We start from the raw sequence: 11,619 nt of genomic DNA, 5'->3' as shown, positions 1-11,619 counted from the left end.
GATTCCTGGGCGGATGCCTAGTGCGGGCGCACCGTGCTGTAGTACGCTTGCAGGACGGTGCGCTGGCGTTTGAATGTGCCCAGCAGGTGGCTCAGGCGTTCGAGCTCGGGTGCGATCAATTGGCGGATTCGGGCATCGTCGTCCAGGATGCGGGTCAGCAATTCCCGCCTGGCGGTTTTCTGGTCGTCGTCCAGCGGGTCCAGCGCCTTCAGGCGCTCGACTGCTTCCTGATAGCGGGCACCGAGCTCCACCAGTTCGTCCCATTCCTGAGTCTGGGCCTTGTTCAGCATCTGGCCGGACAAGTCGGCGATTTCCTGGTAGCGCTCGAGGATGGAGGCGTGCGGCGTGCTCAATGGCGGGATTCCGGTCAGTGGCTGGGGGGCGGATCGCCGAATTGGGGATCGACGGCCGTGTGCCAGGCACCGGCCAGGTCGGTCAGCATCTTCTCGGCCGTATCGAGTTTGGCTTCATCGCTGCGCAGATTGGCGAGCATCAGGTCGCGGATGATGAGTTCGTAGGACGAGATCAGCAGGCGGGCGACTTCGCCGCCGCGTTCTGTATCCACGCCCGCCTTCAGGCCGGAGTCCACGATGTCGATGGCCTTGGACAGGGCCTTGCCGCGTTCCTGGATGTTGCCGTTGTGCATATGGTGGCGGGCCTGGGCGATGGCCGTCAGCGCGCCCCTGAACAGCAGCGAGATCAGGCGCTCGGGCGAAGCGCTGAGAACTTCGGTCTCGAGTCCGATATTGGCATAGGTGCCGGTGGCGCGGGCTGAGCGGGAACGGGGCGCGTAGGTCATGGCCGGTTATTTGCTGTTCTTGCTGCCGTTGAGCGCGCTGAGCTGCTGCGACAGGTAGCTGCTGAGGGAGTTCATCTGGCTGACCATGGCGTCCAGTTGTGTGAACTGGGCGCGGTAGGTCTCCATGCGCTGATCGATGCGGTCGGAAGTCGCATCGTATTGCTTCTTGATGTCGGTGATGGTCTTGTTCAGGCCTTCGGTGGTGGTGCTGAAGATCCCGTCGGCCTTGGTGAAGGCGTTTGCCGCAGTATCCACCCGGGAACCGATGCCGGTGCCGCTGGTGAACAGGGACTTGACGCCGTCGAGGTTCTCGGACAGAGCCTTGGACAACTTCGCGTCGTCGATCTTCAGTTCGCCAGTCTTGGGGTCGGTCGTGATGCCGATCTTCGACAGATTGAGATTGCTGGATGGATCGAATGACCCGGACAGGGCGTCGCGCATGCGTGTCTGGACCGAGCGCGCGACCGAATCGCCGGTCAGGGCCGACGAAGTCTGGGCATCGACGTTGTAGGCGGTCAGCGTCTTGATGGTGCCCAGGAGATCGTTGTAGGCCTTGACGAAGTCCCCGACAGCCTTCTTGGCGGCGCCGTCGTCGCGGCTCAGGGTCAGGCTGGCGGCGCTGGTCGTGGTCTGGTTCAGCGTCAGCTTGACGCCATCGATCACGTTCTCGATGGTGTTGCTCTGGCTGGTGACCGCGATGCCGTTGATGGTGAGCTCGGCGTTGGTGGCGTCCTGGACCGTGACGCCCGCCGTGGAGCCGCCCCCGCTGTAGCCCAGGAAGGCTTCGAGGTCGGCATTGCCATCCACCGTGATGTTGGTGACCGATTTCTGTTCGCCGGTTTCGCGGCTGGTCAGCAGCAGGCGGTACTGGCTGCCGGGTGTGCCGTCGTTGACGATGGTGGCATTGACCCCGATGTCCTTGTCGGCGTTGATGGCGGCCACGAGCTTGTCCAGGGATGTGCCCTTGTCGCTCAGGTCGATGGACTTTTCGGTGCCGTCGATGGTGATCTTCAGGGTGCCGCCGGTGCCGATGTCGGTGGTGCGGTCCGCCCGGCCGGCATAGACCAGGGTCTGGGCCGAGGCAAGCTGGTCGACCTGGATGGCGTACTGGCCCGGGATGGCCGCACTGGTGGCCGTCGCGGAAAAGGCATCCGAGCCGGATTTCACGGCGAGCGCCCCGAAGGTGTCGGTCTTGCCGACGGCCTGGGCGGCCTTCTGGAGGGACGCGACCGCGTCCTTCAGCTTGCTGTATGCGGAGAGCTTGGCTTCCGCCGCGGTCTGCCGGCTCTTGATGGTGTTCAGAACCTGGCTTTCGTTGGTTTGCAGCTTGTCGAGCAGGTCGGACAGGGGCAGACCGGACAAGCCGAGGGAAGAGACTGATGCCATGGTGTGATTCTCCGTTCAGCCATTATGCCCCGGTTCGGCGGCGGCAAAGGCGATGTATGGGGTGAGATTTCGTTTCAGATTCGGCGATCAGGCCTTGGTGTCCACTCCGGAGCCCTGCAGCTGGACGATCATTTTGGCGACCCGGAGGACGGCCTCGGACGGGATCGTGCGCAGAACTTCGCCGGAGGCGCTGTCCACGATCGAGACGACCAGGCGCTGAGCGTCTTCGTCCATGTCGAAGCGGATGCCGGTGGACCAGGCTTTCAGGCTGTTGTTGACGGACTCGAGGGCCTTTTCCAGGGAAGACTGTGGCGGTTCGATCGGCTGGCGCAGTCCGAGCGCGCGCTGGTCGGCCTGCTTGTCGAAGCGGCCGGATTGCGTATCCTCGACAGGCGCCACCTGGACGGCTGGGTCGGGCTGGGCCTGCTGACGCTCGGACATGGGAGCCGCCAGACCCAGGCTAGAAGAGGCCAGTTGGTTTCCAATGGGGTGAATCATGCGTGCTCCTGTCCAGGTGTGCTTGTTCTGTTGCAGAAAGTGTCCGGGACATGTCGCTCGGGATCGGACGCTTCCTGGGTTCTCACTCTGGCATAACGGCAGAATCAGGAAAAGCTTTAGGCGCAATCCCCACAAAGCCTTCATGGGCGATGTTGCGAAGGAGGCCTCGTGTGGCCAGCAGGGGAAATTCCCGGTGGAAAGCCGTGTTGCTTTGGGGAACATCCGGGGCGTTCATGATGCATACTTGCATTTTATGATGTGTTTCACGGATTGTGCGATGCCTCTTTCCGAGGACCAGCTGATTGCCCGTCATGCGCCGCTCGTGCGCCGGCAGGCCCTGGCGCTGATCGGCAAGCTGCCGGCCAGCGTCGAACTCGACGACCTGATGCAGGCGGGCATGATGGGGTTGCTGGATGCCGTGCGGCGTTACCAGCAGCAGGCGGACGCGCAATTCGAGACCTATGCGGTCACCCGCATCCGCGGCGCCATGCTGGACGAATTGCGCAGCCAGGATTGGCTGCCGCGCAGCGTGCGCGCCAAGGCGCGCAGCATCGAAGACGCCATCCGGACGTTGCGTCACCGTCTGCTGCGTCCGGCGACCGAGGCCGAGATCGCCGAAGAAATGGGCCTGAACCTGGCCGACTACCAGGCATTGCTCGAAGAGGCCCATGGGGTTCAGATCCTGATGTACGAAGACCTGGCGCAGCATCGGGAAGACCGTGGCGGCGAAGGTGCGCTGGACACCACGACGGAAGGCGGTGGCGGCAATCCGCTGGATTGGCTGATGCGCGAGAGCCTTCGATCGGTGCTGATCGAGGCGATCCGCAATCTTCCGGAGCGCGAACAGCTGCTGCTGTCGCTGCAGTTCGAGCAGGACCTGAACCAGAAGGAAATCGCTGCCGTGCTGGAAATCACCGAAGGCCGCGTGTCCCAGCTGCGATCGCAGGCCGTGGCGCGCATCCGTGCCTGGCTGGCCAGCCATTCCTGGGAACCCGACGAGGATACCGACGACTACGAGCATCTCCTATAAGGGCAGTCCTCTCGGGCCGCGTGTGCCTTGCGTGCGCAATAAGATTCATTTAATATATATCTTATACGGCACAGGCTGCCGGATTCACAATGGCGAGGGAACCTCATCATGAACATCGATCGTTTCAAGCACCAGCACGTCGAAATTCTCAGCGGCATCAGCTTGCTGCGCCGGTTGTCCCACCAGGGGATCGCTGACCATGCCGTGGACATCGCCCACGAACTGAAGGCCCTGGCCCAGGTCGTCACCCAGCATCTGGCCATCGAGGACCGGATCCTGTATCCCTCGCTGGAGCAAAGCGGCGATGACCGCATGGCGCGCATGAGCGTCGCCTACCAGAATGACATGAAGGGCATCGCAAGCGCCTTCATCAATTTTGCCCGCCGGTGGGGCAATGCCACGCAATTGACCCGCAGCCCGGAAGATTTCCGCGCCGAAGCCAATACGATACTGAGAAACGTGCATGACCGGATGCTGCGCGAAAACCGCGAGTTCTATCCGGCCATCGAGGCGTTGTAGGCGGCGTTGCCGGAAGCAGGGCGGTTGCGCGCGGGCGGGGAATGACGCCGCCCGTGCCGCCCGGCGATGTACGGGTGCGCCGGCCCGGCCGGGTGTTTCCGCGATGAAGCGCGGTTCGTGGTATCAAAACGAATATAATGGCCGGCTAGTTTCCCCCAGCGGCCAAACGAATGAAAACCTCCGAGATCCGTCAGAAATTCCTGTCCTTTTTCGAGTCGAAAGGGCACCAGATCGTGCCTTCTTCGCCGCTGGTGCCGGGCAATGACCCGACGCTGCTCTTCACCAACGCCGGCATGGTCCAGTTCAAGGACGTCTTCACCGGCAAGGACACCCGGCCCTACCGCCGGGCAACGACCGCACAGCGCTGCGTGCGCGCGGGGGGCAAGCACAACGACCTGGAAAACGTCGGCTATACCGCCCGGCACCATACGTTCTTCGAAATGCTGGGCAACTTCAGCTTCGGCGATTATTTCAAGCGCGATGCCATCACCTATGCCTGGACCCTGCTGACCGAAGTCTACGGCCTGCCCAAGGAAAAGCTGTGGGTCACGGTCTACCAGGAAGACGACGAGGCCTACGACATCTGGGCGCAGGAAATCGGCGTACCTCGCGAGCGCATCATCCGCATCGGCGACAACAAGGGTGCGCGCTATGCCTCTGATAATTTCTGGCAGATGGCCGATACCGGCCCCTGCGGCCCCTGTTCCGAAATCTTCTACGACCACGGCCCCGAAATCTGGGGCGGCCCTCCGGGATCGCCCGAGGAAGACGGCGACCGCTACATCGAGATCTGGAATCTGGTGTTCATGCAGTTCGAGCGCGACGCGCAGGGCACGATGCACCCGCTTCCCAAGCCCTGCGTGGACACCGGCATGGGCCTGGAGCGCATTGCCGCCGTGCTGCAGCACGTCCATTCCAATTACGAGATCGACCTGTTCCAGAACCTGATCCGCGCTGCCGCGCGCGAGACCGGCTGCACCGATCTGGCCGACAATTCCCTGAAGGTCATCGCCGACCATATCCGCGCCTGCGGGTTCCTGGTGGTCGACGGAGTGATTCCCGGCAACGAAGGACGCGGCTACGTGCTGCGCCGCATCATCCGGCGCGCGCTGCGCCACGGCCACAAACTCGGCCAGAAAGGCCTGTTCTTCCACAGGCTGGTGGCCGATCTGGTCGAGCAGATGGGCGCAGCCTATCCCGAACTGGCCGCGCAGCAGAACCGGGTCGAGCAGGTGCTGCGCCAGGAAGAAGAACGCTTCGGCGAAACCCTGGAAAACGGCATGCGCATCCTGGAATCCGCCCTGGCGGCCCTGCCGGCAGGGCAGGCGCTAGACGGCCAGACGCTGTTCACTCTGTACGATACCTACGGTTTTCCGGTCGACCTGACGGCCGACATCTGCCGCGAGCGTTCCATTCCTGTCGACCTGGACGGCTTCGAGCAGGCCATGGCGCACCAGCGCGAGCAGGCGCGCGCCGCCGGCAAGTTCAAGGCGGCGGCCGACCTCAGCTATGACGGCGTGGCAACGCGCTTCGACGGCTACGATCACCTGGAAGGCCAGGCCACCGTGACGGCACTGTACGTCGATGGGGTCTCCGTGTCCTCGATCTCGCAGGGCCAGCAGGCCGTTGTGGTGCTGGATGCGACCCCGTTCTACGCCGAGTCCGGCGGCCAGGTGGGCGATACAGGCCTGCTGGCGGGCGCGTCGGCCCGCTTCCAGGTGGCAGACACCCAGAAGATTCAGGCCGATGTATTCGGCCATCACGGCATCCTGGAACAGGGGGCGCTGGCCGTGGGCGACACGGTGCGCACGCAAGTCGATGCGCAGCGCCGCGCCGACACGATGCGCAACCATTCCGCGACACATCTGATGCACAAGGCCTTGCGCCAGGTGCTTGGCGAACACGTCCAGCAGCGAGGCTCGCTGGTCGATCCGGACAAGACCCGCTTCGACTTCGCCCACGATGCGCCGATGACGGCCGAGCAGATCGCCCGGGTCGAAGCCATCGTCAATGATGAAATCCTGTCCAACCAGGCGGTGCAGGCCCAGCACATGGCTTACGACGAGGCCGTGGCCGGCGGGGCGATGGCCTTGTTCGGCGAGAAGTACGGCGACGTGGTGCGGGTGCTGGATATCGGGTTTTCGCGCGAATTGTGCGGCGGCACCCACGTGGCGCGCACGGGCGACATCGGCCTGTTCAAGATTGTCTCCGAGGGCGGCGTGGCCGCCGGCATCCGCCGGGTGGAGGCCATCACCGGGCGCAATGCCCTGGCCTGGGTCCAGCGGACATGCGATACGCTGGACCGGGCGGCCGGCTTGCTCAAGACCCAGCCCGCGGAGGTGCCGGAACGCATCCAGGCGCTGCAGCAGCAGACGCGCCAGGTCGAGCGTGAACTCGAACGCCTGCAAGACAAGCTGGCCGCGGCTGCGGGCTCCGATCTGGCCGGCCAGGCCGTGGACGTTGCCGGGGTGAAGCTGCTGGCTGCCCGGCTGGCGGGTGTCGATCCCAAGGCGCTGCGCGGCATGGTCGACCAGCTCAAGTCGAAGCTGCCCGGCGCGGTGATCCTGCTGGCTGCCGTCGCGGATGACAAGATCAGCCTGGTGGCCGGCGTCAGTCCCGAACTGACGGCGCGGATCAAGGCCGGCGACCTGGTCGGTTCAGTCGCTGCCCAGGTGGGCGGCAAGGGCGGCGGCCGTCCCGATATGGCCATGGGCGGCGGTTCCGATGTAGGTGCGCTGGATGGCGCCCTGGCCGGAGTGCAGTCCTGGCTGGCTGCACGGCTGGAGACGGCATGACGGCGGAATGGCCGCATGCTGACCAGGAGGTCGACGCCAGGGGGCTGAATTGCCCCCTGCCGATCCTGCGCACCAAAAAGGCTCTGGCCCACATGGAAAGCGGTCAGGTGCTGGCCGTCCTGACCACCGATCCGCATGCGGGCCGGGATTTCCAGGCGTTCTGTCAGCAGACGGGCAATGCGCTGCTGGCCCAGCGGATGCGCGAGGACGCGGTCCAGGTGCATTACGTCCAGCGCCGCTGATGTGTTGTTTTTCCCGGCATTTGCAGGCCGTTTCCCCGCATCCATTGCGGATACTGTCTGTCTGATGCTAAAATTTTGCGTTTTTCACAGCATTTTCAAAGGATTATCAATGGTTGTGATTCGTCTGGCCCGCGGCGGCTCGAAGAAGCGTCCCTTCTACAATGTCGTTGCTGCCGATTCGCGTAATCGCCGCGATGGCCGTTTCATCGAACGCGTGGGTTTCTACAACCCCGTCGCCGGTGAAGGTCAGGAAAATCTGCGCCTGGCCCTGGATCGCGTCCAGTACTGGGTGGACAATGGCGCCCAGCTGTCCGATACGGCTGCTCGCCTGGTCAAGGAATATTCCGCCAAGGTTGCGTCCGCCGCCTGATTGCGGTCCCGTCGTGCCGGCAATGGCCGATACCGCTTCCCCGGGCGCTGCGCTGCCGGACAACCTGGTCGAGGTCGGCCGGGTGGTCTCGGCCCATGGCGTGCGCGGCTGGCTGAAGATCCAGCCTTATTCTCCCCAGGCGGATGCCCTGCAGGGCGCTCCGGTCTGGTGGTTCAAGGCGCCCGATCCCGCCCTGGGAACGGGCGCTTCGTCGCGTCCGGAAGGTATGAACATCCGCACCTGCCGCCGCCAGGGGGGGCAGTTCCTGGTCGCCCAGGTCGACGGGATTGCCGACCGTGACGCGGCTGAGCTGTTGCGCGGATACACCGTCTGGGTTCCCAGGGCGGCGTTTCCCTCGACAGGCGAAGACGAATACTATTGGGTCGACCTGATCGGCTGCGATTTTCACGGCGTTGGAGATGACGGTCCCCGCCTGCTGGGACGCGTCGACCAGGTGCTGGACAATGGCGCCCATGCCGTGCTGCAGGTGGCTCTGGGAGCGCCGGATGCCGACGGTGTCTTTCGCCCGCAGACCGATGCCCGCGGCCGGCCGCGTCACGTGCTGGTGCCTTTCGTGGCGGCACACGTGCAGCATGTCGATCTCCAGGCCCGCCGCATCGACAGCGACTGGCCGGCCGATTTCTGAATATCCGCATCCCGGATGCACCAGCCCGCCTGGGCGGCGCCTTGCCTTTCGTTCCCGTCCTTTCGGCCCGTGCCATGCGATTTGACCTGATCACGCTGTTTCCCGAGATGTTCGCTGCCGTGCGCGACCAGGGCGTCAGCGGCCGCGCGCATGCACGCGGCATCTGGTCCCTGGTGACCTGGAATCCCCGGGATTTCACGACCGATGTGCACCGGACGGTGGATGACCGGCCTTATGGCGGGGGACCGGGCATGGTGATGCTGGCCGAACCGCTGTCCCAGGCAGTCGAGGCGGCGCGTGCCGCCCGCCTGCAGGCAGGCGCCGACACCCCGGAAGCGCCCGCGCCCGTCGTGTTGTTGTCGCCGGCCGGCCGGACCCATGACCAGGCCGGCGCCCGGCGTTGGGCGGACGGCACGGGCGCCATCCTGATCTGCGGCCGCTACGAGGGGATCGACCAGCGTTTCATCGATCGCTGCGTCGACGAGGAAGTCTCGCTGGGGGATTTCGTGCTGTCGGGCGGCGAGCTGGGGGCCATGGTCCTGATGGACAGTGTGGTGCGGCTGCTGCCCGGCGTGTTGCACGATGCCGAATCCGCCGTGCAGGATTCCTTCAATCCCGCCCTGGACGGTTTGCTGGACAGTCCCCATTACACGCGGCCCGAGGTCTGGCGGGGCGACCCGGTTCCCGAGCCTCTGTTGTCCGGCCACCATGCCCGCATCGCGGCCTGGCGGCGTGAGCAGTCCCTGGCGTTGACGGCAGCGCGCCGGCCCGAGTTGATCGAACGTGCGCGGGCGGCAGGCCGCCTGGACGGCAGCGACGAGCGTGTGCTGGAACAGGCTGGCCGGGATTCGAAGCCAGGCGGCAAGGGGTAGCTGGCTAGGGTCGTGCCCCCAGCGCCTGCAGTGTCCGGCTCCCGGGGCGGGCATAGTATTGCCTGGATACCCAGGCTGCTTCGGGGCCCGTGGGCGCCGAGCAATCGGTGCCGGGCGGGCAGGATAGCGGGTCGTCTTGCGCATAGCGCAGGTAAATGGCGGTTTTGCGCGCTGTCTGTTCCGCATTCAGGTTGGCCTGCAGTTCCTGGCTGGGATAGTTCAGATAGGCGGTGCGGGAATACGGCCCCGGGGCAAACGCCATGGCGGCTTCCACCAGCCGGGCACCGGCGATATGGTCCGGGTGGTCGTGCCCGGCGCAGCGCCAGCACAGCGACCGGTAGGGAATGGTGATCGAAGGATCCATCAGGCGGACGTCCTGGGGGCGTTCCTGACGGATCAGATCGGCCAGCAGGTGGACCAGTTCGCCGCGCGTGTAGATATCGGGGTAGGGAGCATATGACCGTACGCGGGCGTGGGGCACGGATTCGAGCCGGCTCAGGGGAGTGAGACTGCCCCAGCCGGTGCCCAGCCAGGGATCGGGCAGGCGCAGCATGATGAGCTGGATGCGCGGATTGGCGCGCAGGGTATGGCGCACCAGTATGTGTGCACCGACCGCCAGGCCATCGGTGTTCCAGGCGTCGGCAGTGCCGGCCATGTCGGCATAGGCGGCCTTGATGCCGCGCTCGCGCGCCAGGGTATAGTCCAGCCCCTTGCCCCGGTCCCCGGCCGTCAGATAGACAGTGTGTACGCAGCGCCCCTGACGGATGGCGTCATCCTGATCGGGATTCATGAACAGCAGGTCGTCGTCGGGGTGTGCGACGAAGCTCAGTACCTTGCCTGCCGTGCAGTCTGCGGCGGCCTGGGGCACGGCCGGCGCGGCGGTCTTGGGGGCAGCCTGCCGGGGCGCCGGCAGAACCGCTCCGGCGGCCATGGGCAGGACGAGAGCCAGTGCGGCCAGGAAATTCACGGGCGGGCGGGACCGGCGGATCGGGCGGCGAAAGAGCGGTCCGGACGCCGATGGAGGGAAGATCATGGTTCGGGGAGTTGTTGCGTAGGAAGCCATGTCGCCGGCGGTGTCAGCGCCGCCTGGAATAGGCCAGGATCACGATGCAGGACAGCACGATCAGGCCGCCCAGCAGTTGGCGGCCGTCGAAGGCCTGGTCCAGGATGAGCCAGCCCAGCGCCAGGCTGGCGACCGGTTCGGCGTTCATGACCGGGGCGTTGCGCGCCATGTCCAGCCGAGGCATGAGGATGAACAGAGTGCAGAAACCCGTTGTGTAGCACAGAGACAGGGCCGCCAGGGCGATCCAGCCGACGGGACTGTCGGGCGTGCGCATGCCGTCGGGCATGAACTCGGCGGCGCCTGCCGCCAGCATGGCGCAGAAGACGATCAGGATGGTGTACAGACTGCGCACCGGGCCTGCCAGGGTGGCGAGCCTGTGCTCGGTGATCCACAGCGCGCAGGCAAAGAACGAGGCGCTGCCGAAGGCCAGCAGGACGCCTTCCACCCAGCGCAGGCCCAGGGGATCGTCGTTACCGAGCAGGCCGGGCAGGTCCAGGACCAGCGCCAGTCCGAGCAGGATCAGTCCCATCAGCAGGCTCGCGCGCCGGCTCGGTCGCTGGCCGCCGAAGGCCCAGGTCAACAGGGCGAACAGCAAGGGAAACAGGCTGTTGATGAGCAGCGCCAGGGCGACCGGAATCCGGGCGACGGCGGAATACAGGCAGAAGCTCTGCAGGGCGAGCAGCAGGCCCAGCAGTGCCTGCCACGGTGCCAGCCCGGCAGGCAGGCCCAGGCTCTGGCGGCGCCACAGCACGATGCCCAGCAGCGCGGCCAGGCTGGCCCCGGCACGGCATGCGACTCCCAGCAGCACGCCCGCGCCGTCGTCGAATGCGACGCGGGCCGCAACGTGGTTGGTGGCGAAAATGGCGCTGATGAGGATCAGGGTGCCGACGGCCAGGTGGCGAGGCAGGAGGGATGGACCTGAGTCGGATGCCATGGAATCAGGCCGGCAGACCGCGGGAGGCCGATTCGACGGAGCGAGATTTGGTTTCGGATTGCATCATGAGAAATGGGTGCAGCCATGTCGGGCGCATCGGGGGTGAGTCGGAGAATGCGCGAAACGCCATCGAAGGGCGCTCGGTGGCTGTCAGGAAATTTTACGAAATGCCTGTCGGGAAGTTAAGGCCTCGGGCCGGTTGAAGGCGAACGCCGCCGCCCGGTGTCGTGTGTTCGACACGCGGGCGGCGGATGACAGGCAGGCGGGACCGGGATCAGGCGGTCAGAAGGCCGGAAGCAAGGGGACCGGAGAGGCGTTGGGCTCGCTGGCTGGCTTGATGCCCCGGCGTGCCCGGATGGGCCGATGCGTCGAGGTGGAAGAATGCCACCAGATCGACCAGGGTGTCGGCCTGTTCCTGCAGGCTGGCCGCGGCGGCGGCCGATTCTTCCACCAGGCTGGCGTTCT

The 11,619-nt window shown here is 65.4% G+C and carries 13 protein-coding genes and 1 pseudogene; 7 read left to right on the top strand and 7 right to left on the bottom strand.

What is annotated here, in order from left to right; all coding sequences use genetic code 11:
• Positions 1 to 17: 17 nt before the first annotated feature.
• The 4 genes from ABD022_RS04355 to ABD022_RS04340 all read right to left on the bottom strand — a co-directional run bounded on the left by ABD022_RS04355 (position 18) and on the right by ABD022_RS04340 (position 2,626).
• A complete protein-coding gene (locus tag ABD022_RS04355) occupies positions 18 to 353 on the bottom strand; it encodes a flagellar protein FliT (RefSeq protein WP_325124249.1) in 336 nt (111 codons plus the stop codon).
• 14 nt (positions 354 to 367) lie between these two features.
• A complete protein-coding gene (gene fliS / locus ABD022_RS04350; protein WP_325124250.1) occupies positions 368 to 799 on the bottom strand; it encodes a flagellar export chaperone FliS in 432 nt (143 codons plus the stop codon).
• 6 nt (positions 800 to 805) lie between these two features.
• Entirely contained in the window at positions 806 to 2,185 is a 1,380-nt protein-coding gene (fliD, locus tag ABD022_RS04345) for a flagellar filament capping protein FliD (RefSeq protein WP_343820211.1), read from the bottom strand.
• A gap of 87 nt (positions 2,186 to 2,272) precedes the next feature.
• A complete protein-coding gene (locus ABD022_RS04340) occupies positions 2,273 to 2,626 on the bottom strand; it encodes a flagellar protein FlaG (protein WP_343820209.1) in 354 nt (117 codons plus the stop codon).
• 334 nt (positions 2,627 to 2,960) lie between these two features.
• Between ABD022_RS04340 and ABD022_RS04335 the strand changes: the two genes are divergently transcribed.
• The 7 genes from ABD022_RS04335 (at position 2,961) to trmD (ending at position 9,157) form a co-directional block, all read left to right on the top strand.
• Positions 2,961 to 3,713: an RNA polymerase sigma factor FliA gene (locus ABD022_RS04335; protein WP_343820208.1), complete on the top strand. Its 753-nt coding sequence runs from the start codon at positions 2,961 to 2,963 to the stop codon at positions 3,711 to 3,713.
• A gap of 108 nt (positions 3,714 to 3,821) precedes the next feature.
• A complete protein-coding gene (locus ABD022_RS04330; protein ID WP_325124254.1) occupies positions 3,822 to 4,232 on the top strand; it encodes a hemerythrin domain-containing protein in 411 nt (136 codons plus the stop codon).
• Positions 4,233 to 4,402: 170 nt separating this feature from the next.
• Positions 4,403 to 7,027: an alanine--tRNA ligase gene (gene alaS / locus ABD022_RS04325; RefSeq protein WP_343820207.1), complete on the top strand. Its 2,625-nt coding sequence runs from the start codon at positions 4,403 to 4,405 to the stop codon at positions 7,025 to 7,027.
• Complete coding sequence (locus tag ABD022_RS04320; protein ID WP_325124256.1) at positions 7,024 to 7,269, top strand: sulfurtransferase TusA family protein; 246 nt, start codon at positions 7,024 to 7,026, stop codon at positions 7,267 to 7,269. The genes alaS and ABD022_RS04320 overlap by 4 nt, the downstream gene beginning before the upstream one ends.
• A 109-nt stretch (positions 7,270 to 7,378) precedes the next feature.
• Positions 7,379 to 7,639, top strand: a complete 261-nt coding sequence (rpsP, locus tag ABD022_RS04315; protein ID WP_325124257.1) for a 30S ribosomal protein S16 — start codon at positions 7,379 to 7,381, stop codon at positions 7,637 to 7,639.
• Between the two features lie 22 nt (positions 7,640 to 7,661).
• A complete protein-coding gene (gene rimM / locus ABD022_RS04310; RefSeq protein WP_343820205.1) occupies positions 7,662 to 8,285 on the top strand; it encodes a ribosome maturation factor RimM in 624 nt (207 codons plus the stop codon).
• A 74-nt stretch (positions 8,286 to 8,359) separates the two neighbouring features.
• On the top strand, positions 8,360 to 9,157 hold the full coding sequence (gene trmD / locus ABD022_RS04305) for a tRNA (guanosine(37)-N1)-methyltransferase TrmD (protein ID WP_343820203.1): 798 nt from the start codon (positions 8,360 to 8,362) through the stop codon (positions 9,155 to 9,157).
• A gap of 4 nt (positions 9,158 to 9,161) precedes the next feature.
• Here the strand turns inward: trmD and ABD022_RS04300 are convergent, their stop codons facing one another.
• The 3 genes and pseudogenes from ABD022_RS04300 to ABD022_RS04290 all read right to left on the bottom strand — a co-directional run.
• On the bottom strand, positions 9,162 to 10,124 hold the full coding sequence (locus ABD022_RS04300; protein WP_343820201.1) for a PIG-L family deacetylase: 963 nt from the start codon (positions 10,122 to 10,124) through the stop codon (positions 9,162 to 9,164).
• A gap of 109 nt (positions 10,125 to 10,233) precedes the next feature.
• Positions 10,234 to 11,154: a DMT family transporter gene (locus ABD022_RS04295; RefSeq protein WP_343820199.1), complete on the bottom strand. Its 921-nt coding sequence runs from the start codon at positions 11,152 to 11,154 to the stop codon at positions 10,234 to 10,236.
• Between the two features lie 274 nt (positions 11,155 to 11,428).
• A pseudogene (locus ABD022_RS04290) lies at positions 11,429 to 11,619 on the bottom strand (methyl-accepting chemotaxis protein); the annotation flags it as partial.

The sequence above is a fragment of the Castellaniella daejeonensis genome, from assembly GCF_039523555.1.
In the GTDB taxonomy this organism is placed as follows: domain Bacteria; phylum Pseudomonadota; class Gammaproteobacteria; order Burkholderiales; family Burkholderiaceae_B; genus Castellaniella; species Castellaniella daejeonensis.
The sequence above is the reverse complement of the archived record's forward strand: the minus strand, read 5'-3'. Positions and strand labels throughout refer to the sequence as shown.